The sequence below is a fragment of the Pseudomonas cyclaminis genome (assembly GCF_015163715.1).
Taxonomy (GTDB): domain Bacteria; phylum Pseudomonadota; class Gammaproteobacteria; order Pseudomonadales; family Pseudomonadaceae; genus Aquipseudomonas; species Aquipseudomonas cyclaminis.
The window spans coordinates 61,989-85,711 of the sequence record NZ_JADDUM010000137.1; the positions used below are offsets into that span (position 1 = coordinate 61,989).

The 23,723-nt window shown below is 57.9% G+C and carries 22 protein-coding genes, 1 tRNA gene and 1 pseudogene; 16 read left to right on the plus strand and 8 right to left on the minus strand.

Going from position 1 to position 23,723, the window contains the following annotated elements:
* Positions 1 to 12: 12 nt before the first annotated feature.
* The 3 genes from pabB to IQK56_RS17570 all read left to right on the plus strand — a co-directional run bounded on the left by pabB (position 13) and on the right by IQK56_RS17570 (position 2,243).
* Positions 13 to 1,356, plus strand: a complete 1,344-nt coding sequence (pabB, locus tag IQK56_RS17560; RefSeq protein ID WP_150676350.1) for an aminodeoxychorismate synthase component I — start codon at positions 13 to 15, stop codon at positions 1,354 to 1,356.
* 228 nt (positions 1,357 to 1,584) lie between these two features.
* The gene (locus IQK56_RS17565; RefSeq protein ID WP_122306002.1) at positions 1,585 to 1,887 is read left to right on the plus strand and encodes a type II toxin-antitoxin system HigB family toxin; all 303 of its coding nucleotides are present in this window, start codon (positions 1,585 to 1,587) and stop codon (positions 1,885 to 1,887) included.
* A complete protein-coding gene (locus tag IQK56_RS17570) occupies positions 1,887 to 2,243 on the plus strand; it encodes a helix-turn-helix domain-containing protein (RefSeq protein WP_122306001.1) in 357 nt (118 codons plus the stop codon). The genes IQK56_RS17565 and IQK56_RS17570 overlap by 1 nt, the downstream gene beginning before the upstream one ends.
* Before the next feature lie 117 nt (positions 2,244 to 2,360).
* On the opposite strand, the gene thrH is transcribed toward IQK56_RS17570, so the two are convergent.
* Positions 2,361 to 2,978 (minus strand): bifunctional phosphoserine phosphatase/homoserine phosphotransferase ThrH, encoded by a 618-nt coding sequence (gene thrH / locus IQK56_RS17575; RefSeq protein WP_099582722.1) that lies wholly within the window; start codon positions 2,976 to 2,978, stop codon positions 2,361 to 2,363.
* A gap of 151 nt (positions 2,979 to 3,129) precedes the next feature.
* On the opposite strand from thrH, the gene IQK56_RS17580 reads away from it, so the two are divergent.
* The 3 genes from IQK56_RS17580 to IQK56_RS17590 all read left to right on the plus strand — a co-directional run bounded on the left by IQK56_RS17580 (position 3,130) and on the right by IQK56_RS17590 (position 6,544).
* A complete protein-coding gene (locus IQK56_RS17580) occupies positions 3,130 to 3,864 on the plus strand; it encodes a phosphoadenylyl-sulfate reductase (RefSeq protein WP_032887556.1) in 735 nt (244 codons plus the stop codon).
* Positions 3,865 to 4,272: 408 nt separating this feature from the next.
* Positions 4,273 to 5,802 (plus strand): NCS1 family nucleobase:cation symporter-1, encoded by a 1,530-nt coding sequence (locus tag IQK56_RS17585; RefSeq protein WP_193862445.1) that lies wholly within the window; start codon positions 4,273 to 4,275, stop codon positions 5,800 to 5,802.
* 13 nt (positions 5,803 to 5,815) lie between these two features.
* Positions 5,816 to 6,544 (plus strand): aspartate/glutamate racemase family protein, encoded by a 729-nt coding sequence (locus tag IQK56_RS17590; protein WP_150761575.1) that lies wholly within the window; start codon positions 5,816 to 5,818, stop codon positions 6,542 to 6,544.
* Positions 6,545 to 6,598: 54 nt separating this feature from the next.
* Here IQK56_RS17590 and IQK56_RS17595 read toward each other — a convergent pair whose 3' ends face one another.
* Entirely contained in the window at positions 6,599 to 7,522 is a 924-nt protein-coding gene (locus IQK56_RS17595; RefSeq protein WP_193862446.1) for a LysR family transcriptional regulator, read from the minus strand.
* 126 nt (positions 7,523 to 7,648) lie between these two features.
* On the opposite strand from IQK56_RS17595, the gene IQK56_RS17600 reads away from it, so the two are divergent.
* A complete protein-coding gene (locus IQK56_RS17600; protein ID WP_032887548.1) occupies positions 7,649 to 8,395 on the plus strand; it encodes a 3-oxoacyl-ACP reductase family protein in 747 nt (248 codons plus the stop codon).
* 167 nt (positions 8,396 to 8,562) lie between these two features.
* Here the strand turns inward: IQK56_RS17600 and IQK56_RS17605 are convergent, their stop codons facing one another.
* The gene (locus IQK56_RS17605) at positions 8,563 to 9,249 is read right to left on the minus strand and encodes an HAD-IA family hydrolase (RefSeq protein WP_122305997.1); all 687 of its coding nucleotides are present in this window, start codon (positions 9,247 to 9,249) and stop codon (positions 8,563 to 8,565) included.
* 108 nt (positions 9,250 to 9,357) lie between these two features.
* Here IQK56_RS17605 and IQK56_RS17610 point away from each other — a divergent pair, with 108 nt between their 5' ends.
* The 5 genes and pseudogenes from IQK56_RS17610 to IQK56_RS17635 all read left to right on the plus strand — a co-directional run bounded on the left by IQK56_RS17610 (position 9,358) and on the right by IQK56_RS17635 (position 13,062).
* A complete protein-coding gene (locus IQK56_RS17610; protein WP_122305996.1) occupies positions 9,358 to 9,723 on the plus strand; it encodes a DUF2784 domain-containing protein in 366 nt (121 codons plus the stop codon).
* 54 nt (positions 9,724 to 9,777) lie between these two features.
* Positions 9,778 to 10,356 carry a DUF4337 domain-containing protein gene (locus IQK56_RS17615; RefSeq protein ID WP_150761572.1) on the plus strand — a complete coding sequence of 193 codons (579 nt, stop codon included), beginning with the start codon at positions 9,778 to 9,780 and terminating at the stop codon, positions 10,354 to 10,356.
* A 69-nt stretch (positions 10,357 to 10,425) separates the two neighbouring features.
* Positions 10,426 to 11,085 carry a M24 family metallopeptidase gene (locus IQK56_RS17620; RefSeq protein ID WP_193862447.1) on the plus strand — a complete coding sequence of 220 codons (660 nt, stop codon included), beginning with the start codon at positions 10,426 to 10,428 and terminating at the stop codon, positions 11,083 to 11,085.
* A gap of 61 nt (positions 11,086 to 11,146) precedes the next feature.
* Positions 11,147 to 12,186, plus strand: a pseudogene (locus tag IQK56_RS17625) (DMT family transporter).
* 606 nt (positions 12,187 to 12,792) lie between these two features.
* On the plus strand, positions 12,793 to 13,062 hold the full coding sequence (locus IQK56_RS17635) for a short-chain dehydrogenase (RefSeq protein ID WP_193862449.1): 270 nt from the start codon (positions 12,793 to 12,795) through the stop codon (positions 13,060 to 13,062).
* 284 nt (positions 13,063 to 13,346) lie between these two features.
* On the opposite strand, the gene IQK56_RS17640 is transcribed toward IQK56_RS17635, so the two are convergent.
* Both IQK56_RS17640 and IQK56_RS17645 read right to left on the minus strand, forming a co-directional pair.
* On the minus strand, positions 13,347 to 14,528 hold the full coding sequence (locus IQK56_RS17640) for a hypothetical protein (RefSeq protein ID WP_193862450.1): 1,182 nt from the start codon (positions 14,526 to 14,528) through the stop codon (positions 13,347 to 13,349).
* 348 nt (positions 14,529 to 14,876) lie between these two features.
* Positions 14,877 to 14,966, minus strand: a tRNA-Ser gene (locus IQK56_RS17645).
* Positions 14,967 to 15,285: 319 nt separating this feature from the next.
* Between IQK56_RS17645 and IQK56_RS17650 the strand changes: the two genes are divergently transcribed.
* The 3 genes from IQK56_RS17650 to IQK56_RS17660 all read left to right on the plus strand — a co-directional run bounded on the left by IQK56_RS17650 (position 15,286) and on the right by IQK56_RS17660 (position 18,026).
* Complete coding sequence (locus tag IQK56_RS17650; RefSeq protein ID WP_032887461.1) at positions 15,286 to 15,978, plus strand: crotonase/enoyl-CoA hydratase family protein; 693 nt, start codon at positions 15,286 to 15,288, stop codon at positions 15,976 to 15,978.
* A gap of 212 nt (positions 15,979 to 16,190) precedes the next feature.
* Positions 16,191 to 16,913: a 1-acylglycerol-3-phosphate O-acyltransferase gene (locus tag IQK56_RS17655; protein WP_193862451.1), complete on the plus strand. Its 723-nt coding sequence runs from the start codon at positions 16,191 to 16,193 to the stop codon at positions 16,911 to 16,913.
* 141 nt (positions 16,914 to 17,054) lie between these two features.
* Positions 17,055 to 18,026 carry a magnesium and cobalt transport protein CorA gene (locus IQK56_RS17660; RefSeq protein WP_122305989.1) on the plus strand — a complete coding sequence of 324 codons (972 nt, stop codon included), beginning with the start codon at positions 17,055 to 17,057 and terminating at the stop codon, positions 18,024 to 18,026.
* On the opposite strand, the gene IQK56_RS17665 is transcribed toward IQK56_RS17660, so the two are convergent.
* The 3 genes from IQK56_RS17665 to IQK56_RS17675 form a co-directional block, all read right to left on the minus strand.
* A complete protein-coding gene (locus IQK56_RS17665) occupies positions 18,023 to 18,736 on the minus strand; it encodes an amidotransferase (RefSeq protein WP_122305988.1) in 714 nt (237 codons plus the stop codon). The genes IQK56_RS17660 and IQK56_RS17665 overlap by 4 nt on opposite strands.
* 84 nt (positions 18,737 to 18,820) lie before the next feature.
* A complete protein-coding gene (locus IQK56_RS17670; RefSeq protein WP_193862452.1) occupies positions 18,821 to 20,968 on the minus strand; it encodes a 3-hydroxyacyl-CoA dehydrogenase NAD-binding domain-containing protein in 2,148 nt (715 codons plus the stop codon).
* Between the two features lie 16 nt (positions 20,969 to 20,984).
* Positions 20,985 to 22,190 carry an acetyl-CoA C-acetyltransferase gene (locus tag IQK56_RS17675; RefSeq protein WP_193862453.1) on the minus strand — a complete coding sequence of 402 codons (1,206 nt, stop codon included), beginning with the start codon at positions 22,188 to 22,190 and terminating at the stop codon, positions 20,985 to 20,987.
* 641 nt (positions 22,191 to 22,831) lie between these two features.
* Here IQK56_RS17675 and IQK56_RS17680 point away from each other — a divergent pair.
* Complete coding sequence (locus IQK56_RS17680; protein WP_193862454.1) at positions 22,832 to 23,638, plus strand: c-type cytochrome; 807 nt, start codon at positions 22,832 to 22,834, stop codon at positions 23,636 to 23,638.
* The last annotated feature ends 85 nt before the right edge of the window (positions 23,639 to 23,723 follow it).

The following is a 23,723-nucleotide window of genomic DNA, read 5'->3' on the forward strand; positions in this document are numbered from 1 at the left end:
ATCCACCCTCGCATGTCGACCTGTTCAGTACACCCGCTGCCCTACCGGGCCAACCCCGCCGAGTATTTTGCGGCGATTCGCCATGCCCCAGGCGCGGTGCTGCTCGACAGCGGTCGACCGGCTGCCGAACGCGGTCGTTATGACCTGCTCAGCGCCTGGCCTGAGGCGACCCTGACGGTGGATCCTGACGAAAGCGGCAGCCGCTTCCTACAGCGGTTACGGAAAAACCTTTTACAGCTGGGTGAGGCGAGATTGCCCGACGGCTATGAGTTGCCGTTTGCCGGCGGCCTTATCGGCTACCTGAGCTACGACTTTGGCCGACACTTGGAACAGCTGCCCCACCTGGCCGTGGATGATTTACATCTGCCGGATGCGCGTTTCGGGCTGTATGCCTGGGCGCTGATAAGTGATCACCTGGCGCAGACCAGCCAACTGGTATTTCACCCGGCGCTGGCCGATAGCGAACGGCAGCGGCTGATCACCTTGTTCAGCGGTGATGTTGCCGCCGCCCCTGCAAGCTTCACATTGCAGGGCCCCATGGCACCGGATCTCAGCGTCGAGGCCTATCGCCTGGCCATTGAACGCATCCAGGACTACATCCAGGCTGGCGACTGCTATCAAGTCAACTTCGCCCAGCGTTTTCGCGCACCGTGCAGCGGTGATCCGTGGGTCGCCTATTGCGCCTTGCGCGAAGCCTGCCCGACGCCCTTCTCCGGGTTCCAGAGCCTGCCGGACGACGGCGCGGTGCTCAGCCTGTCGCCCGAGCGTTTCGTGCGTATCAGCGAACGCCAGGTCGAAACCCGCCCGATCAAAGGCACCCGCCCCCGCGGAGCCACGCCTGAAGAAGACGCCGCCCACGCCACCGAACTGCTGGCCAGCCCCAAGGATCGCGCCGAAAACCTGATGATCGTCGACCTGCTGCGCAATGACCTGGGACGCAGTTGCCGCACCGGCTCGGTCAGCGTGCCGGAGCTGTTCAGCCTGGAAAGCTACCCCAACGTGCACCACCTGGTGAGCAGCGTGATCGGCGAACTGGCCGACGACAAAGACGCCCTCGACCTGATCGCCGGCAGCTTTCCCGGCGGCTCCATCACCGGCGCGCCGAAGATTCGCGCCATGCAGATCATCGACGAACTTGAACCGACCCGACGCGGTTTGTACTGCGGTTCGCTGGTGTACCTGGACGTGCGCGGCGAGATGGACAGTTCCATCGCCATCCGCAGTTTGCTGGTCAAGGATGGCCAGGTGTGCTGCTGGGGCGGCGGCGGGATCGTGGCGGATTCTGAATGGGAGGCGGAGTATCAGGAGTCGCTGACGAAGGTGCGGGTTTTGTTACACACTTTGGAAAGCCTGTAGTACACAGCTACTTCCTGGCACGTGGGCGCAACGTCCACCTGCAGAAAAAGCCTGAATCAGAAACGCTGTGGACGAGGTATGAGCCGGAGGATAGCGTCCAGCTCCGACCGTCCAACCGCCACCTGTGAAGGATCACATGAAGCGACTGCCTATTCGTCAGGAATTATTTCCGAGATTGCATCTCCACGCCACCACACCTAATATCTCCCAAAATGGGAGGGCACAACGATGCGGGTAATCGCCCTCTCCACCTTACGAATATTCTGGGAAAGCCATCCTATGTATGGCGATGCCAGAACGCCGCTGGTCGAGCTCTATCGCCATATGGAGAGGACCACTTATCCCACGCCACAAGCACTGAAGGCAGAGCTCAGGACAGCGAGCATTCTCAAAGGCGGCAGGGTTGTATTCAACGTCGGCGGCAACAAGTATCGAGTGATCATGGCGATCGATTATCAGCGACAACTTGGGTTCATCCGTTTCGTGGGGACCCACGCGCAGTACGACCAGATCAATGCGGAGACCGTGTAATGAACATCAAACCCATACATTCCCAGGAAGACCTGACGGCTGCGCTCGCAAGGGTGGAGCAGCTCTGGGGAGCGGACATCGGCTCGCCAGAGGGTGACGAGCTGGAGATTCTTGCCGTACTCATTGAAAAGTACGAAGCGGAACATTTTCCAATGCCCCCTTCGGATCCGGTGGAAGCCATTCGGTTTCGCATGGAGCAGCTCGGCATGACGGCGCGCGACCTGGAGCCATTCATCGGCACCAGCGGGCGAGTGTCAGAGGTGTTGAACCATAAGCGCAAGCTCAGCCTGTCGATGATCAAGCGGCTGCATGAAGGCTTGAGTATTCCTTATGAGCGATTGCTGGCAGAGGGATAAGCGATGGCAGGGCCGGGCCTATCGGGGGCAAGCCCTCTCCCACATTTGAAATGTATTCACAGATCAAAGTGTGGGAGGGGCTTGCCCCCGATAGAGCCATCAGCATCACAAAATGACTTACAGGCTCAACTGCCGATTCGACGCCTTGATAAACTCTTTCTTCAGATCCTCAAACGTATGCACCGCCGGAAACTGCGGAAACTCACGGATTACATTTTCCGGCGCATGGAACAGAATCCCACGGTCGGCTTCACCCAGCATGGTGGTGTCGTTGTAGGAATCGCCGGCGGCGATCACACGGTAGTAGAGCGTCTTGAAGGCCAATACCGACTGGCGCTTGGGGTCTTTCTGGCGCAGTTGGTAGCTCACCACGCGGTCGGTTTCATCGGTGATCAGGCGGTGGCACAGCAGCGTCGGGAAACCCAGTTGACGCATCAGCGGTTGGGAGAATTCGTAGAAGGTGTCGGACAGGATCACCACCTGGAAACGCTCGCGCAACCAGTTGACGAACTCGATGGCGCCGTCCAGTGGCTTGAGCGTGGCGATCACGGCCTGGATGTCGGCGAGCTTGAGGCCGTGTTCGTCGAGGATACGCAGACGTTGCTGCATCAGCACGTCGTAGTCGGGAATGTCCCGGGTGGTGGCCCGCAGCGATTCAATACCGGTTTTTTCGGCGAAGGCGATCCAGATTTCCGGAACCAGCACCCCTTCCAGGTCAAGACAGGCAATTTCCACAAGACACTCCTATTGGATGTTGTTGGTTGAGCGAGCAAAAGGACTGCCGAACTCTAGCGATTCAAGCTCCCCGCCGCAACGCAGAGCGGATTTTGATACCATCGCTCCCCTATAGAGCGCTCAGCGCCACTGACCTGTAGGAACCGTCCTGATGAACCAAGCCTTCGATGTCGCTGAACTCGCCGCGACTTACGCCAACAAATCCGCCCAGGACATTCTCAAACTGGCGTTCAGCCAGTTCGGCGATGACCTGTGGATCTCCTTCAGCGGCGCCGAGGACGTGGTGCTGGTGGACATGGCCTGGAAGCTGAACAAGAACGTCAAGGTGTTCAGCCTCGACACCGGCCGCCTGCACCCGGAGACCTACCGGTTTATCGAGCAGGTGCGTGACTTCTACAAGATCGATATCGAACTGATCTCGCCGGACCAGAGCAAACTGGAACCCTTCGTCAAGGAAAAGGGCCTGTTCAGCTTCTATAAGGACGGCCATGGCGAATGCTGTGGCGTGCGCAAGATCGAGCCGCTCCGCCGCAAGCTGTCTGGCGTGAGTGCCTGGGCCACCGGCCAACGCCGTGACCAGAGCCCAGGCACGCGCAGCCAGGTGGCGGCGCTGGAGATCGATACCGCCTTCTCCACCCCGGAACGTACCCTGTACAAGTTCAACCCGCTGGCGCAGATGAGCAGCGAAGAGATCTGGGGCTACATCCGCATGCTGGAATTGCCGTACAACAGCCTGCATGAGCGTGGGTTTATCAGCATCGGCTGCGAGCCATGCACCCGGCCTGTGCTGCCGAACCAGCATGAGCGAGAGGGTCGCTGGTGGTGGGAAGAGGCCACGCAGAAGGAGTGCGGGCTGCATGCGGGGAATATCATCAGCAAAGCCTGAAGGTGACCCCGGTAAAAAATGTGGGAGGGGCAAGCCCCCTCCCACATTTTGTTTTGTGTTGAGCACTAGAGATGTACACACACATGTAACCATCGGTGCCATTTATGTGTGCAATCTGCCTTTACCCGCACCATAACGTAACACCCTCCTCCGCTTATCGATCGCCCCGGTGAATCCACCGCTTGCAACCCAAAAATAAATAGCTGTTCAAACGGTCAATTTATATCTCTTTAAATTCAGCTATTTATTTAACTGACCTATAAAAACGAAATTACCCACGATTTTCATAGATCGAAAACTGGCACGCATGTGGCTTAAGGTGAAATGTGCTTTGTATACAATAAATACAAAACCTACATACACTTTGCCATCTGCGGTTTTCCAGCAGATGTGCTGGAGCCTGCCGGAATGCGTACAAGCCTCTCGAACAACATCGCACTGGATCTGCCCTCCTCCGCCCTGAACCCAGACGCCGCAGGCCCCGGCCCCTTGGTGCTCAGCCCACGCCTGCACAACAAAGACCTCGCGCCAACCAAGGTCGAAGGCCGGCGGTGGGGGCGCTACAGCATCTTTGCGCTGTGGACCAACGACGTGCACAACATCGCCAATTATTCGTTCGCGATAGGCCTATATGCGTTGGGCCTGGGCGGTTGGCAGATCCTGCTATCCCTGGGGATCGGTGCGGCGCTGGTGTACTTTTTCATGAACCTTTCGGGGTATATGGGGCAGAAGACCGGCGTACCGTTCCCGGTAATCAGCCGCATCAGTTTCGGCATTCACGGCGCGCAGATTCCCGCGTTGATCCGTGCAGTGATTGCGATTGCCTGGTTTGGTATCCAGACCTACCTGGCCTCGGTGGTTTTCCGCGTGCTGCTGACGGCGATTCATCCAGGGTTTGCCGACTATGACCACAACTCGATCCTCGGCCTGTCATCCCTTGGCTGGGCGTGTTTTGTGGCGATCTGGTTCGTGCAACTGGTGATCCTGGCCTACGGCATGGAGATGGTGCGGCGTTATGAAGGCTTCGCCGGGCCGGTGATTTTGCTGACCGTGGCCGCGCTGGCCGGCTGGATGTACTTCCAGGCGGGCGGCAACATTGCGTGGTCGATCCGCGAGCCGCTGAGCGGTGGCGAGATGTGGCGCAATATCTTTGCCGGTGGCGCGCTGTGGCTGTCGATCTACGGCACGCTGATCCTCAACTTCTGCGACTTCGCCCGTTCCTCGCCCTGCCGCAAGACGATCAAGGTCGGCAACTTCTGGGGCCTGCCGGTGAATATCCTGGTGTTCGCCGCCATCACCGTGCTGTTGTGCGGCGGGCAGTTCCAACTCAACGGCCGGGTGATCGAAAGCCCGACCGAAATCATCGCGGCGATCCCCAATACCTTCTTCCTCGTGCTGGGCTGCCTGGCGTTCCTGATCGTCACCGTGGCGGTAAACATCATGGCCAACTTCGTTGCCCCCGCCTTTGTGCTGAGCAATCTGGCGCCCAAGTACCTGAACTTCCGTCGCGCCGGCCTGATCAGCGCCACCGTGGCGGTGTTGATCCTGCCGTGGAACCTCTACAACAGCCCGCTGGTGATCGTGTACTTCCTCTCTGGCCTGGGCGCACTGCTGGGGCCGTTGTACGGGGTGATCATGGTTGACTACTGGCTGATCCGTAAAAGCCAGGTGGATGTGCCGCAGTTGTATAGCGAAGACCCAAAAGGCGTTTATTACTACAGCCGAGGGGTCAATTTACGCGCGGTGGCAGCGTTTGTTCCTGCAGCCGTGATCGCCATTCTGCTGGCGCTGCTGCCAGGGTTTGCCAGCGTCTCGCCGTTTTCCTGGTTGTTTGGCGCCGGTATTGCAGGGCTGCTGTACCTGCTGATCGCCAAGCGCCAGCCGTTCTACGCCGATGTCAGCGGCGAGAGTATTGCAGTCGATAACGTCAGTCATTAAACAAGGACATTCCATGCGCATCCTCGTGGTCAACGTCAACACCACCGCATCCATCACCGACACCATCGCCCAGCAAGCGCGGGCCGTGGCCTCGCCGGGCACCGAGATTGTCGGGCTCACGCCTTTCTTCGGTGCCGAATCAGTGGAGGGCAACTTTGAAAGCTACCTGGCCGCCATCGCGGTGATGGACCGGGTGATGGCCTATGACCAACCGTTCGACGCAGTGATCCAGGCCGGCTACGGCGAACATGGCCGCGAAGGCTTGCAGGAGTTGTTGAACGTGCCGGTGGTGGACATCACCGAAGCCGCCGCCAGCACGGCGATGTTCCTGGGCCATGCTTATTCGGTGGTGACCACCCTGGACCGCACCGTGCCGCTGATCGAAGACCGCCTGAAACTCGCCGGTCTGTACCAACGCTGCGCCTCGGTGCGGGCCAGCGGGATGGCGGTTTTGGAACTGGAAGAAGACCCGCTGGCCGCCATGGAAGCCATTGTGCGCCAGGCGGAACTGGCCATTCGCGAAGACAAAGCGGAGGTGATCTGCCTGGGCTGCGGCGGCATGGCGGGATTGGATGAGCAGATCAGACAACGCACGGGTGTGCCGGTGGTGGACGGGGTGACAGCGGCGGTGACGATTGCCGAGTCGCTGGTGCGGTTGGGGCTGTCAACGTCGAAGATCAGGACGTATGCGACGCCAAGGCCGAAGAAGGTTATTGGTTGGCCGAGCACGTTTGGCCACTGAAGATCAAAAATGTGGGAGGGGCTTGCCGCTCCCACATTTGGTTTATACCTGACTTTAGATCGCGCTGAACCGTTGGCCCAGTGCCTTACCGGCAAACTGCTCAATGATGAAATCCACAAACGCCCGGGTCTTGCCGGGCAGTAACTTGTGCTCGGCGTAGTAAATGGAAATATTGCCGTCGTCGACATACCAGTCCGGCAACACCCGCACTACCGCGCCGCTGTCGAGGAACGGCACGGCCATGGGCATGCTCACCAGCGCAATGCCCAAACCCTGGGCGCTGGCGCAGCAGGCGGCTTCGGAGTCGCTCATGGTCATGCCGGGCTTGAGCACCAGCGGGCGGTGTTCACGCTCGCGGCTGGTCAATTGCCAGGAGCGTACGCGGCCGGTCTGCGGTGAGCGGATGAGGATGCCGAGGCAACGCGCCAAGTCCTCCGGCGTCAGCACCGGCGGTCGCTGCGCCAGATATTCCGGCGAGGCCACCAGCACTCGGTGTGCCGGGGTCAGCTTGCGTGCCACCACGCCCTGGGGCAGCTCAAAACCACCGCCGATGGCGGCATCGAAGCCTTGGCCGATCAGGTCGACCTGGCGGTTATCAAAGTGCCAGTCCGGGCTGATATCCGGAAAGCGGCGAATAAACTCCCCGAGCAGCGGTACCACATAGCGATTGCCGAACACCGTGCCCATGCTGACCTTGAGCGTGCCCACCGGCCGTCCTTCGGCACTGGCCAGGTTGGCCACGGCGTTCTGGATGGTGGTGAGGCTGCCGCTGACTTCTTCGAGGAACAGCTTGCCCGCTTCGGTCAGCGTAAGGCGCCGGGTACTGCGCTGGAACAGCCGCACCCCGAGGCGCGCTTCCAGCTTGGCGACGCTTTTACCGACCGCCGCCGGGGTCAGGCTCAGGTGCCGCGCCGCTTCGGCAAAACTGCCGCCTTCGGCGCTGCGCACGAAGCATTCGATACTGCCAAAGCTCTCCATTTTGCCCCACTCTAAACTTTTGGTTTACACAGACTATAGCAATCACGGTCTACCGGTAGGGATAGGCGAGGTCGATACTCGGCTCCAACAACAAGGCATCCTGCCTTGAACAGCCAGGAGATCGACATGACCACACTCAACCTCAGCGGCAAAGTCGCCTTGATTCAAGGCGGTTCCCGCGGTATCGGCGCCGCCATCGTCAAGCGCCTTGCCGCGCAAGGTGCAGCCGTCGCCTTTACCTACGTCAGCTCGGCGGCCAAGGCCGAAGAACTGCAAAACAGCGTGATCAGTGCCGGCGGCAAAGCCCTGGCGATCCACGCTGACAGCGCAGACGCGACAGCGATTCGCAATGCGGTCAACACCACCGTCGAAGCCTTTGGACGCCTGGATATCCTGGTGAACAACGCCGGCGTACTGGCCATCGCACCGCTGGAAGACTTCAAGCTGGAAGACTTCGACCAGACCCTGGCAATCAACGTGCGCAGCGTGTTTATCGCTACCCAGGAAGCGGCAAAACATATGGGTGAAGGTGGCCGCGTGATCAACATCGGCAGCACCAATGCCGAGCGCATGCCGTTTGGTGGTGGCGGGCCGTATGCGATGAGCAAGGCGGCGCTGGTCGGGTTGACCAAGGGGCTGGCGCGGGACCTGGGGCCGCGGGGCATCACCATCAATAATGTGCAACCTGGGCCGGTGGACACGGATATGAACCCGGCGAACAGCGATTTTGCCGAGAGCCTGATCGGGTTGATGGCGGTGGGGCGTTACGGACATGTGGAAGAGATCGCCAGTTTTGTGGCGTACCTGGCCGGGCCGGAAGCGGGATATATCACGGGGGCCAGCCTGACCATTGATGGCGGGTTCAGCGCGTAACCCAATGTGAGAGGGGGATGTGTCAGTCAGCCTGTGCATCGACTGATACACCGTTATCGGGGGCAAGCCCCCTCCCACATTTTTACCGAGCCAGCCCAAGACATGGGTGCAGGTATCTACACATTTCGAGCGACCCTCTTACATTCTATTGAAGATGTGTAGACACCTCAGGACATGGGTGGCAAACCATAAGCCGCCAGGTCAAAGTCCGCCAGCTTGCGGATGATCTGGTCGGCGTGGTGGTACTTGCTGTCAGCCATGGCTTCATCGGGCACGGCGATGGCGGTCATATGAGCGGCCTTCGCAGCGGTAACGCCGAACGGTGAATCTTCAAACACCAGGCAATCCTGCGGCGCCACACCCAGGCGGCGGGCGGCGGTAAGGAAAATATCCGGCGCAGGTTTCGCGGCGCCCACTTCGGGGTCGTCGGCAGTAACAATGGTACCGAACAGGCTGAACCACTCGCGGTGCAACGTGGTTTTGTGGCCAAACGAATTGCGCGACGAACTGGTGCCCACCGCAATCGGAATATTGTGCGCCTTCAAATGCCGCACCAATTCCTCGGCACCGGGCATGCCCAGAGCCCTGGGAAAACGCTCACTCATCAGCGGTTCGCGAATTTCCAGAAACTCGGCCGGCGTGATCGGCAAGTCCAGGGCCTTGACCACGTAATCGGCCAGGTCCTGGGCGCCACGCCCAATAATGTGCTGTTTGATCCCCCAATCATAAGTGCGGCCGTAGCGTTCGGCGATGATCTGCGTGACTTCGGTGTAGATGCCTTCTGTGTCCAGCAACAACCCGTCCATATCGAAAATCACAGCCTTGATCGGAGCAGCGGTACGCGGTGCGTTCATCACAACAGATCCTTGGGGGAAGGACTAAAAGGATTCAGCACAATAACGGCCCCGCTTACCTGCGGGCAACCCTTTAGACTATGCCCTCCCCCTTTTGAAGCACACACAATGCTCTATCGCCTAGCTGCCGACAGCCTCGTGCTGTTCCACCTTTGCTTCATCCTGTTTGTATTATTCGGCGGGCTGCTGGCCCTCAAGTGGCGGCCGGTTATCTGGCTGCACCTACCCGCTGCCGCGTGGGGCGTGGCGGTCGAGGTTTTCCACCTGCCCTGCCCACTGACGCGCTGGGAAAATCTGCTTCGCCACCTCGCCGGTCAAGACGGCTATGGCGGCGGGTTTATCGAACACTACATTGTTGCGCTCATCTACCCAGCGGGGCTGACCCCGCAGATTCAACTGGTGTTGGGTGCCCTGGTGCTACTGATCAACATCGCGGTGTATACGCAGCTGATTCGGCGTTACGTACAGGCTTGAGACAGCCGCAGAGGTGAAGAATCAGACTCCCTCAGTCCGTTCATAGCCGCCACCATGTCCGAAGCCTTCGAAGTCCCCAGTCCCCACGAAAAACACATTGAACACACCACTGAACATGCCCACGCACGCGGAGACAATTTCGCCAGCCGCATCGCCGTCATGACCGCGCTGATGGCCACCCTCGGCGCCATGCTCAGCTACCAGGCCGGCTCCACCGAAAGCGAAGCGGCGATGGACAAAAACAACGCCGCCATCTTCAAGACCGAAGCCGCCAACCAGTGGAACTACTACCAGGCCAAATCCAGCCGTCAGAACCTGGCGGAGTTGGCCACCCATATTCCTGGCGTGGACGCCGCGCATTACAAGGATGAAATCGAACGCTACAAAAGCCAGAAGGAAGACGTGCGCCAGCAGGCAGAAAAGCTTGAGGCCACTTCGCGGGAATGGGATGAAAAATCAGAGCAGGCCTTGCACCAGCACCACCGCTGGGCCCAGGCGATGACTGCGATTCAGATCGCGATTTCGTTGGCGGCGATTACCTTGCTCACACGCAAGGAGTGGTTGAAGCGCATGGCGTATACGGCGGCGGGCGTGGCCGTGGTGTTAGGCAGCCTGGCCTGGCTGCATCTTTGATATTTTCATTTGGGCCTGCCACCTCAATCGCTATATAGTAAATATCATAGCGCCATCAAGGAGAGACCGGTGTCCGCACAACCCAAAGAAGCCGTAGGCACCGCCTACACCATTGAATCCATGCGCTACGCCCAGGCCATGACCTGGCAAGCCATCGAACAACTTGCCCAACGCATCCGCCCCGGCATGCTGGAGTCCGAGGCTCGCGAGCTGGGCAAGCAAGTTCTCGCCGAGCTCGACATGCAACGCATCTGGCACCCGCTGCTGGTGCGTTTCGGCGCCAACACCCTCAAGACCTTCAAGCAGCGCTCGGACGGCGACCCAGTGCTGGGTGAAGACGATATCTTCGTCATCGACATGGGCGCTGTGTGGCAAGGTCACGAAGGCGACGCCGGAGCGACCTTCGCCACCGGCAGCGACCCACAGATGAACGCCTGCGCCCGCGCCGCCAAAGAACTCTTCGACCGCGTTCAGGCCCGCTGGAAAAACGACCAGGTCGTCGGCCTCGAACTCTACCGCTACGCCGAAGAACAGGCCCAGGCCATGGGCTGGAAACTCAACCTCGACATCAAAGGCCACCGCGTCAGCGACTTCCCCCACGCCATTCATCGCGGCGGCGACCTGGGAGATTTCGAGCACTACCCAAATGTCGGGTTGTGGATCCTGGAGATCCAGATCGCGCACCCGAGCAAACCTTATGGCGCGTTCTACGAAGACTTACTCGCTTAACTGCCTGAGATTTAACCAGGGCGAGCGACGTATGATGGGCCCACCTTTCGAGGAAGTGCCCATGAACCTCAGCATTGTTTACGCGCTGGCGGCAGCCGCCCTGTTCGGCGCCAGTACCCCGCTTGCCAAAAATCTCGGCCTGGGTCTTTCACCGGTGCTGCTCGCCGGCCTGCTCTACCTGGGCAGCGGTATCGGGCTCGCCGGCGTGCGCCTTATCCGTGACCGCGGCTGGAAATCCTCCGGCCTCACCCCCACCGAATGGCCATGGCTGCTCGGCGCCATCGCCTTCGGCGGCATCCTCGGCCCCGTGGCCCTGATGTTCGGCCTCACCCGCACCACTGGCGCGACCGCGTCCCTGATGCTCAACCTCGAATCGGTGTTGACTGCCGTGATCGCCTGGCTGGTATTCAGAGAAAACGCCGACCGCCGAATCGTCCTTGGGATGGTCGCGATTGTGTTGGGCGGCGTGCGCTGTCATGGCCTGAAGGCGGTGGCGGCAGCCATGACTGGACAGGCCCACTGGCGGTCGCGCTCGCCTGCTTGTGCTGGGGCATCGACAACAACCTGACGCGCAAAGTGTCAGCATCGGACGCGCTGTTTATCGCAAGTACCAAGGGATTGATCGCGGGTGCAGTGAATGCCGCAGTGGCGCTCTATCTCGGCGCGCAGATCCCCGGAGCGGCACAACTCGCGCCGATCCTGCTGGTTGGATTTCTGGGGTATGGCATCAGCCTGGTCATGTTTGTATTGGCATTGCGTGGACTGGGCAGTGCACGCACCGGGGCGTACTTCTCGACCGCACCGTTCCTGGGTGCCGCGATTGCAGTGCTGGTGCTGGGGGAGTCGGTGACGGTGGCGTTCTGGATTGCCTCAGCGCTGATGGCCGTGGGCGTATGGCTGCACCTGACGGAGCGGCATGCCCATGAACATCAGCATGAGGCGACGGAACACGGGCATCGGCATGTGCATGATGAACATCATCAGCATGAGCATGGGTTTGAGTGGGATCCGGATACGCCCCACAGCCATGTACATGTGCACAGCCCGGTGAGGCATAGTCATGCGCATTTTCCGGATGTGCATCATCGGCATAGGCATTGAGAAGCGGGACGCGGATGGCTCATAGGCCAACAGAGGCCCGCTCGACAGACTGCTCCAGCGCCAGACGATAAAGGGTGGTACCCGGCAGCTCAAGCTCATCGCCCCAAGTCACATCAAGGCCCCACTCACCAACGACAACCTTGCTGAATAACGCCAAATCCCGGAGCGGCCTGAGGACTGAGAAAGTGATTATGTACTCGGCGAGATCAACGGTATGCCGCTTAGCGTCGCCCCACTCGATTTCAACAGAGTGCCTACCGGCAACCGGTCGTACAGAGGAGATGCAGCTTTTCCTGATAATGAGATAGCTCCTTTCTTCAAAAAATACTCCCCAGCACAATCTCATTACCAGCCCATGTAAATCAGCAGTCGGACGATCACACGGATTAGTTTGAGTAACTTCCTACACTTCGCTCGGAAGCAGGTGTATCCCCTTTCAAAATTGCCATACCTATAGTCATTCGGTCGCTCTAGGCGGCCGGGTTTGGCGACTCGATGACAATCCAGACGGAACATAGGCGAGGTCATTTTTCAGGCGATTACCGTTTAACGGTTTTCCGTGAAAAAGGCTTCGTTGTTTTTATATTTGTCTTAACGGAGTCACTCATGAACCAATACATAGCCCTCACCAGCAACGATAGCGCCACCCCTGCTCTTTTTGTCGACACAACAGCGCCTCTGGAGATACTGCTTGATGCCGCGACTTATCGGCTTCGTGCCGTCATACAAGTCATGGAAAACCTCGCACTACGTAGTGAAATCAGCAGTGATACCGTTGTGCTGAGCGATTTTGCGATGCTCTGTTCAATCCCTCTGCGAGATGGATGCGATTTACTCGATGTCATAGGGCGACGGATGGATGCAGCGGGTAAGTGATTTGATACTCACGGACTTTTCAGAATCTGGAAATCGCAAAGCTCGACAAACCTGTCTCCTCTTTTATTAGCAGTATGAACTGCATAGACCATAAGGGCTGGTGTGCCAGTCCATGGGGTTGTGGTTTCCGCAAGCACAAAAAAGGCTCCCCCACCTGGCTTAGGTGCGGGGCCCTGTTGAACATAAATGGCGATATGTAAATTCCGTAAAGGGCTACATGTTGAAAATAAGCGATACCCGAAGATACCTGAAACTAGCAAACCAAAAACGATATATTCGCCGAGTTATGGTTTCGGAGCAGGAATTTTATCAATTATCATTTTCGCCAACTCTTGGACGTTGACGGGGTAATTATCAGAATTAATTCCTCCATTTTCCTGCACACCGAAAATCCTAGAAGCAACCTCAGATTTTATCTTATTCTGCTCATCACCCGGCAGCGTCGCGATATATGGCGTTATTGCCCTCAAGTCCATAGATATCCTTCTATTAACATGTTCTTGACTTCTATGCTTAGCAGACTCTCGAGCAAGATAAGCCGCGGGCACCGATAACGCTATTGCCGTAAAAACTTTGAATATAGCTTGTTTCCAATCCAATCCACTGCTGAGAGATTCATATAATGCCAAACATAGAATAATCCCGGTCAGGGCCATGCATGCCAATGACCACCCTCTAAGTGCATTAGCAGATTTCCCTTCTAGCTCCGCAGTATTTGCGTAATCGATTAGCAGAATTTTGGAAGCGTTCTGACCCAGGAGCCCGTTAATTTGAGAATCGACTTCCTTACTCCGCTCCTGCGCTCCTTCCGCTATTTTTTCAGCCTTTCCAACCTCCTTAATCAGGTTATTCTTCAGCTCAAGAATTTCAGACTTTAATCTTTCTATACTGACGTTAAGATTAGACACCTCATCCAAAGACTTTTTCGAACTTTCAGAGCTCTTCCTCTTTAACTCTTCAATCTCATTATTCCCTTTCGCGATGTCCCTTTCAAATGTTTCAATTTCTGATCTAAGTTTTGTTTGGAGTTCAATAATATTCTTTTCTTGACTTGAAACACTATCATTTTCGCTAAGCGATCCATCGCTATTCCCGTGAGCAGATGAAATCATATACGGCTCAGAAAACGCTTCACTAGAATTAATTATTTCACGCAACTGGGAAGCCTTTTCCTCCAACGCTCTTGCAGTAACTCTAATTTCATCACTAAAATTATGAGCTCGGCTAATTTTCATGCCTAATGAGTGAGCATGTATTGCGGAATAGCTAGCTAAAACAATTAGCGCCTCAACATCGGGGGTAGAGGATTTAATACTATTACTAAAATTCTTGTAAATCCTTGTAAAGTTGTCGATCTCCTGGCGATTTTCTCTTGAAAGCGGCCGCTCGCCTATTTGCCTTAATAACGTATTCACCAGGTCATTGATAATACTCAGATTCTGTTTGCATATTTCTATTGGATTCATTTCACGTCCTTGCGAGCGATTTTTAGAAAATTAGTCAATTTAAATCTGGAACACAGTTTTTAATTTTTGTAGTAAAAGGTAGACGTTGGCATATGCCAATTTGCCAGCGGCAAAAATGACATCAGCACAACGCCTATTCAATTGGTTCTCTGAGTAAAGACAGCACCCGTTGGCGAGCAATCGCGAATCGGACGACGGTGTCACCCTTGGCACTGTACTCAAGCTCAATCTTCGCATCAAAACAGAGCGCCAGTCCCATGGTGGTCCCATGAGCCTATTTTCCGTACGCCAAAAAACACAAACCCCCGACTTTCTCTAGGAAAATCAGGGGTTTGCGTTTACTAAATGTGGCGGTGAAGGAGAGATTCGAACTCTCGATACAATTTCTTGTATACACACTTTCCAGGCGTGCTCCTTAAGCCACTCGGACACTTCACCGTATCTCGTCAAACAAGTTCAGTCTGTCGAGGCGCGCTAATGTAGTCGAAAGCCTTTCTGATGGCAAAGGTTTTTTTCAGAATTTTCATGCGGTTAGGCAGTTATGCAGGAATGGTCCCGGTACAGGGCAGTGATTGTGCCAATCTCGGGCAGGGTTTTGATGGTCTAGGCTGGGGGCTGTGCCCTGCTGCAGGCCATTTGCGGCCGGGGATGCGGGAAAAGTCTGACTGGCCAGTCAGTCACGGCGCTTTACCGGGGCGGGCGTGGTGGGTAACGTCTGCTGCATTCTTCTATAACAAGTCCTACAAGGAACCGCGTCATGAGTGAGTTGATTGCCTACCACCTCGAAGACGGTATCGCGACCCTGACCCTGAGCAATGGCAAGGTGAATGCCATTTCTCCGGATGTGGTCAGTGCGTTTAATACAGCGCTGGATCAGGCCGAGAAAGATCGGGCAGTGGTGGTGATCACCGGGACGCCGGGGATTTTGTCGGGTGGTTATGATTTGAAGGTGATGACGGCTGGCCCTAAAGAGGCCATCGGCCTGGTGACGTCGGGCTCGACGTTGGCGCGCCGCCTGTTGTCGCACCCGTTCCCGGTGATTGTGGCGTGCCCTGGGCATGCGGTGGCCAAGGGCGCGTTCCTGTTGCTGTCGGCGGATTACCGGATTGGTGTGGAGGGCCCGTTCAGTATCGGCCTGAACGAAGTGGCGATCGGCATGACCATGCACCACGCCGGGATCGAGCTGGCGCGGGATCGCCTGCGTAAGTCGGCGTTCCACCGCTCGGTGATCAATGCCGAGATGTTTGATCCACAGGGCGCGTTGCAGGCCGGTTTCCTCGATAAGGTGGTGGCGCCTGAAGAGTTGCACGCGGCCGCACTGGAAGCGGCGCGCCAGTTGAAGAAGATCAATATGAATGCCCACAAGCACACTAAGCTGAAGGTGCGTAAGGCTCTGCTTGAAGCCTTGGACGATGCGATTATTCAGGATCAGGGGCACAACCTGAGCTAAGCCCTACACCTGCCGTGCCAGAGCCCGACCTTGTGTCGGGCTTTTTCTTACACGTAAATCCGAAACACCTTCAACCGCTCTAGCCAGCCAGTGTCGGCACGTGTTGAAACATGCACTTAAACATCGCCTATCTCCGACCTCTACCCGGCTAATTGCCGAAGACAGTGCACATCCGTACACTGCGCCACCTTTTGTCCCGATAGGCCGTGTCGATGCTTTTTCTGCTGCGTATGTTGTTGATGGGCCTGCACTTTATGGTGGCGGGCGTGCTGGGGGTCCTGCTGGGTATCTGCCGGCCGTTCAACCCGGACAACAGCCGCCTGTGTGCGCGTCTATATGCACTGCCCGCAATGCGTATCCTGGGGCTGAACGTGAAGGCCGATATCGACTCGTTGCGCAACAAGCCCGGCACCTGTGTGGTGATCGCCAACCACCAGTCCAACTATGACCTGTTCGTGGTCGGCAATGTGGTGCCCTACCGCACGGTATGTATCGCGAAAAAGAGCCTGAAATGGGTGCCGTTGTTCGGCCAGTTGTTCTGGCTGGCGGGCAATGTGTTGATCGACCGCGGCAACGCGCACAAGGCGCGTCGGGCGATGTTGACCACCACCCATACGCTGCAACACAAAAACACGTCGATTTGGGTGTTCCCGGAAGGCACGCGCAATCTGGGCAAGGGCCTGCTGCCCTTCAAGAAAGGCGCGTTTCATATGGCGATTGCTGCGGGCGTACCCATTGTGCAGGTGTGCGTCAGCAATTACGTTGCCCATATGAAGCTCAATCGCTGGAACAGTGGTGATGTGCTCATACGTTCGTTGCCGCCAGTTCCTACAGCCGGGCTGACAGTGGATGACGTCCCGGCGTTGATGCAGGCATGTCAGGCGCAGATGGATGAGTGCATTGCGCAGATGGACCGCGAAGTGCAATCCGCCTGAACACCTTTGCGGGGCGCTTCGCCCCCCAGCAAGAGCAAGCTCGCTCGCCACACAAAGCGCACCGCAATGGCGGCTACAACGGAACGTCATTCAGGCTAAGCTGCCCAACATCTGTCCTCCTAATAAGAAGTGATCAGCACCATGGGTAGAGTTGTTGCGGCCGCCGTCTACAGCGCCGGTAAGAAAGTCACTGATATTACCCTTGATGAAGGCGCCGCCTGGGCCGCCAAGCCCGGGCACTTTGTGTGGATCGGCCTGGAAGAGCCCGACGCCCAGGAGCTGGCCAACCTGCAACGCCAGTTCAACCTGCATGAACTGGCCATCGAAGACGCGCTGGAAAAACACAGCCGCCCCAAGCTCGAAACCTTTGGCGATGCGCTGTTTATCGTCACCTATTCACCGGTGCGCGAGAACGGCAAGCTGGAGTTTATCGAGACCCATATCTTTGCCGGCAACGGCTACATCATTACCGCACGCAATGGGCACTCAGCGTCCTACGGCTTTGTGCGCCAACGCTGTGAGGCACGGCCACTGTTGTTGGAGCACGGGGAAGATTTCGTACTGTATGCGTTGCTGGATTTCGTCACCGAAAATTACCAGCCGGTCAGCGAGGCGATCCACGCCGAGATCGATGAACTGGAGCGCAACGTGCTGTGCAGCTCATTGAGCGAGCGCGATATCCAGAAGATCCACGGCCTGCGCCGCGATGTACTGCGGCTCAAGCGCTATGTGGCGCCCATGGTGGAGATCAGCCAGGAGTTGCAGAAGCTGAGTTTTCCGTTTATCGACAAGAACATGCGCCCGTACTTCCGTGATGTGCAGATCCACGTGACCCGGCAGATGGAAGACCTCACCACCCTGCGCGACATCGCCAGCCAGACTATCGAGATCGGTGTATTGCTGGAGGCTTCACGCCAGAGCGTGGTGCAGCGCAAGTTCGCGGCATGGGCGGCGATCCTGGCGTTCCCCACCGCGGTGGCAGGGATTTATGGGATGAACTTCCAGAACATGCCCGAGCTGCAATGGCACTACGGCTATTTTGCGGTGCTCGGGTTTATCGCGGTGGGGTGCACCAGCCTGTGGGCCAGTTTCAAACGCTCGGGCTGGCTTTAAGCTTTGTGCGCCACAAAGCGCATCATCCATTCCGCCACGGTGGCGCCGTGGTGGTCGCGCTCCAGGCTGGCGACGCCGTTGGTGTAGACCTTTTCCCCCAAGGTTGTCTGAAGAATCTCCAGCAGCTCACGGGAATAGTCATGGATGAATTCCGGGTGGCCCTGGAAGCACAGCACCTGGTCGCCGATGTGGTAAGCGGCGAACGGGCAAAAATCACTGGAAGCGATCACCGTGGCATTGTCCGGCAAGGTGGTGACCTGATCCTGATGGCTGATCAGCAGCGTCAACTCGGGCACCTCAGGGCTCATCCACGGGGCCTTGGCGTCGAGTTTGTAGTCATGGATGCCCATGCCCCAGCCTTTGCTGGCGCGCTCAGTCTTGCCGCCCAGCAGCAATGCCAACAACTGGTGGCCGAAGCAGATGCCGAGTAATTTATCGCCACGTTCATAGCGCTGCAGCAGGTAGGTCCTGAGGGTCTGGATCCAAGGGTCGGTGCCGAAGGAGTCGGCTTTGCTGCCCGTAACGAGGTAGGCGTCAAACACCTCGTCGTCCGACGGGTATTCGCCCTGCACCACGTTGTAGACCACAAACTCGGCGGCAATCGGCTGCTTGGAGAACAGGCGCTTGAACATCTGCCCGTAACCTTGGTACTGATCGATCAAACCTGGACGCAGGATATCGGTTTCCAGGATGCAGACGCGTAGCGACATAAAAAATACCTGACACGGCGATGGGAATATTGAACACCCAGAGCCTGCCTTGAAACACCCCTTCAAGGCAAGCCCCTCCCTTGATCACCGAAACACTTCGCTCCTCGCCGCTTTCTCCAGCAACAACACCGGCGGCGCAAACCGCTCACCGTACTGTTCAGTCAAGTAGCGCGCCCTGGCAATGAAATCATTCAAACCGTACTGATTGATAAACTGCAACGCCCCGCCGCTCCACGCCGCGAAACCAATCCCAAAGATAGAACCGACGTTGGCATCAGCCGTGGACATCAACACGCCCTCCTCCAGGCAGCGCACGGTTTCGATGGCCTGGATAAACAGCAATCGGTCGCGCACATCCTGCGCTGAAATCCGCTGGCCGGGCCGTTCAAAGCGGTGCTTCAACTCGGGCCACAAGTACTTCTGCCCTCCTGCGGGGTACTCGTAAAAACCACCACCTGCCGCCTTGCCTGTGCGCTTGTACTCATTCACCAACAGATCGATGACCGCCGTTGCCGGATGCCCAGGCACCGACTTACCTTCGGCTTGCAGATCCTTCGCCGCCTGCTGTCGGATATGGCTCATCAGGCTGAGGGACACTTCATCGGACACCGCCAGCGGCCCCACCGGCATACCGGCCTTGCGCGCCTCGGTCTCGATCATCGGCGCAGCCACACCTTCACCCAACATGGCGATGCCTTCGTTGGTGAACGTGCCAAACACCCGCGAGGTGAAAAAGCCGCGACTGTCGTTGACCACAATCGGAGTCTTCTTGATTTGCAGGACGAAATCGAACCCTCGGGCCAGGGTTTCATCCGAGGTCAGCGCGCCCTTGATGATTTCTACCAGGGGCATCTTGTCCACCGGGCTGAAAAAATGCAGGCCGATAAATTTGCCTTGATCCGGCACGGCCTTGGCCAGGCCGCTGATGGGCAAGGTGGAGGTATTGGAGGCGATTACCGCATCGGCGCCGACCACGCTCTGGGCGACGGCTGACACCTTGGCCTTGAGTTCGCGGTCTTCAAAGACGGCTTCGATGATCAGGTCGCAGCCCGCCAAATCAGCATCCAAGCCCGTAGGATAAATTCGCGCCAAGGTGGTTTCCCGCTGCTCGGCGGTCAATTGCCCACGGCCAACCTTCTTGTCCAGCAGCGCGGCCGAGTGAGCCTTGCCCTTCTCGGCGGCAGCGAGGTTGAGGTCCTTGAGCACCACCTCGATCCCCGCACAGGCACTGGCATACGCAATTCCCGCCCCCATCATCCCGGCGCCCAGCACACCCACTTTGCGCGTCACGTACGGTGCAAAGCCCTGAGGCCGCGAGCTGCCGGCGTTGATTTGATTGAGCTGGAACCAGAAGGTGCCGATCATGTTTTTCGCCACTTGCCCGGTGACCAGCTCGGTGAAGTAACGGGTTTCGATCAGGTGCGCGGTGTCGAAGTCCACCTGGGCGCCTTCAACGGCGGCACAGAGGATTTTCTCCGGGGCCGGGAAACAGCCGTTGGTTTTGCTGCGCAGGATCGACGGCGCAATCGCCAGCATCTGCGCGACTTTTGGGTTTGAGGGTGTGCCGCCGGGAATCTGGTACGTCTTATTGTCCCAGGGTTGTTTAGCCTCTGGATTGCCGAGAATCCAGGCGCGGGACTTGGCCAGCAGCTCATCGCGGCTCACCGCCAACTCGTTGATCAACCCGGCCTGCAGCGCCTGTTGCGGCCGTACTTTTTTACCTTCCAGCAAATACGGCAGGGCTTTTTCCAATCCCAGCATGCGCACCATACGCACCACGCCACCGCCGCCCGGCAGCAGGCCGAGGGTAACCTCCGGCAAGCCAAGCTGCACCGATGTGTCGTCCAGCGCGACGCGGTAATGACACGCCAGGCAAATCTCCCAGCCACCGCCCAGGGCTGCACCATTGATTGCAGCCACCACCGGCTTGCCGAGGGTTTCCAGGCGACGCAACTGCGCCTTGAGCAGCAGCACGCTCTCGTAGAAATCCTGGGCCTGGGCCTTGTCGACCTTGATCAGTTCATTGAGGTCACCGCCGGCGAAAAAGGTCTTCTTGGCCGAGGTGATAATTACACCGACAATGTGGTCCTTTTCCGACTCCAGGCGCAGAACGGTGGCGGCCATGGCCTCGCGGTAAACACTGTTCATGGTGTTGGCGCTCTGGCCAGGCATGTCGAGGGTCAGCACCACGATCTGGTCCTGGCCTTTTTCGTAACGAATGGCATCGGTCATCGGAAATTCCTTAGGCTCAGAGGCGTTCGATAATCGTGGCGATGCCCATGCCACCGCCAACACACAGGGTGGCCAGGCCGTAGCGCTGCTGGCGCACTTCAAGCTCGTCGAGCAAGGTGCCAAGGATCGCGCAGCCCGTTGCCCCCAACGGATGGCCCATGGCGATGGAACCGCCGTTGACGTTGACCCGTGCGGCATCGATGCCCATGTCCTTGATGAACTTGAGCACCACTGAGGCAAAGGCTTCATTGACCTCGAACAGATCGATGTCTTCCACGCGCAAACCGGCCTTGGCCAGGGCTTTTCGGGTGGCTGGCGCGGGGCCAGTAAGCATGATGGTGGGGTCGGTGCTGGTGACCGCCGTGGCGACAATGCGCGCCCGGGGTTGCAGGCCCAACTCGCGACCCTTCGCTTCGGAGCCGATCAACATCAGTGCGGCGCCATCGACAATGCCGGAGCTGTTACCTGGGGTATGTACATGGTTGATGCGCTCCACATGGCTGTAGACCCGCAGTGCAGTGGCGTCGAAGCCCATCTGTCCCATCATCTCGAAGCTGGGCTTGAGCTTGCCCAGGCCGTCGAGCGTCGAGTCGCCACGGATAAATTCGTCATGGCCCAGCAGCACAATCCCATTTTGGTCCTGCACCTCGATCAGCGACTTGCTGAAGGAACCGTCGGCACTGGCCCTGGCCGCTTTCTGCTGGGACTGTAGGGCAAAGGTATCGACATCTTCGCGACTGAAACCCTCCAAGGTGGCGATCAGGTCCGCGCCGATGCCTTGGGGCGTGAAGTGACTGTGCAGATTGGTCTGCGGGTCCAGCGCCCAGGCACCGCCATCACTGCCCATGGGCACGCGGGACATGGACTCGACACCGCCGACCACGACCAGGTCCTCAAAGCCGGAGCGCACTTTCATCGCGCCCAGGTTGACTGCTTCAAGGCCCGAGGCGCAGAAACGGTTGACCTGTACGCCCGCGACGCTGACGGCCCAGTCCGCTACCAGGGCCGCCGTCTTGGCGATGTCCGCGCCTTGGTCGCCCACCGGGGTCACGCAGCCGAGCACGATGTCATCGACTTGCTGGGTATCGAGGTCGCTGCGTTGCGCCAGCGCCGTAAGCAAACCCGCCACCAGGTTCACCGGCTTGACGCTGTGCAGGGCACCGTCCGCCTTGCCCTTGCCTCGGGGCGTGCGGATCGCATCAAAGATCAAAGCTTGGGTCATGACATCCTCGAACCATTGCGCAGTAGTGCCCTTACCTTAGGCCCGATTGACACGGTTTCAATGACGGATGCGCTCATTGCTTTTGACCCCCACGCTCGGACGAACGGTAGGTCCCTAAGCGCCCAAGCCGATTAATCGTTTTAGCTGTCTAGCCAAGGCATTGGCGCCAAGATGGCGTTCTGCCTCATGCGTTTTTAAGCTGAAATACTGATTAGCTGATATGAAATGGATCTAAGCCGCGCAGAACGAGGGCTCTAAGGTTCAATCAGTAAGAGGTTGCTGCCGGGTTTTGCTGGAGCAGCTGTAAGAAAAGTGACACGTCATAGCGCCATACTGAAATAAAACGGCACGTATTTGACGCTCAGGAATAACAACAAAAGGCAGTCAGCCATGTTCAAGCACTCGAAAGTACGTCAGGCGGGACTTATTCTTTTCGCCACCACACTGATTCTGATCTTGCCCAACTTGACCAAAGTCATTGGGTGACCCCTTATCCTCCGCATTTTTTGCATCAGGATTGCAGTTTTTTGGCAGCACCTGCCGGGACTTCGTGCATAGCGACCCCGTTGCAGGGGCTGCCTTTTTACGGGCGCTTTTCCGGTATCGTGAGCCCTATCGCCAATTAACACAGGGCCTCTGACTTGAAACCGATCATCGCACTCCTCGCCTTGCTGCTCGCCCTACCCGCTGCTGCGGCGCAATTGACCATCGAGTTGGACCACAGCCGCAAGACCTGGCAGACCGCCGACTTGCTCAAGCACCCGGATGCGCAGACGGTGCAAATCATCGATGACGTCTCCTACAAACGCAGCATGACCTATCGTGCAGTGCCGCTGGCGGTGCTCCTACCCGGCCTTACACCACAGAGTCATCTGCAAGCCGTTGCCCTGGATGGCTTCGCTGCCGAACTCAACGCCGCACCGCTGCTGGAACAACACGGCGCCCGCGCCTGGCTGGCGGTGGAAGACCCCGCTCAACCGTGGCCCGCCCTGGGCGAAGGCAAACATAGCGCCGGGCCGTTTTACCTGGTGTGGACCGACCCGCAAACCGGGCATATCAGCCCTGAGCAGTGGCCGTTCCAAGTCTCGGCAATCAAACAATTAAAGACCGTGGCGGAGCGGTTTCAGGCGCTGTTGCCCGACCCGAAACTGGCAACGAATGATCCCATCAACCAGGGCTTTGCACTGTTCCAGAAAAACTGCCTGGCCTGCCACCGTCTCAATGGCGCGGGCGATGCGCAGGTGGGTCCGGATCTGAATATCCCCTACAGCCCCACGGAATATTTCAGCGCAGATTTCCTCAAGCGCTATATCCGTGACCCACAGAGTCTGAGGCATTGGCCACAGGCGAAGATGCCAGCTTTCGCTGCCAGTGTGTTGCCTGACAGCGAGCTGGATTTATTGGTGGGCTATTTGAAGCATATGGCGAGCCGTAAGCAGCAGCCGTGAAGCAAGTGAACTGGCTGGTTAGGTTGAGCGAGCTGTTTGTGGTGAGCGGGCTTCTGTGGTGAGCAGGCTTGCCCCGCGCTGGGCT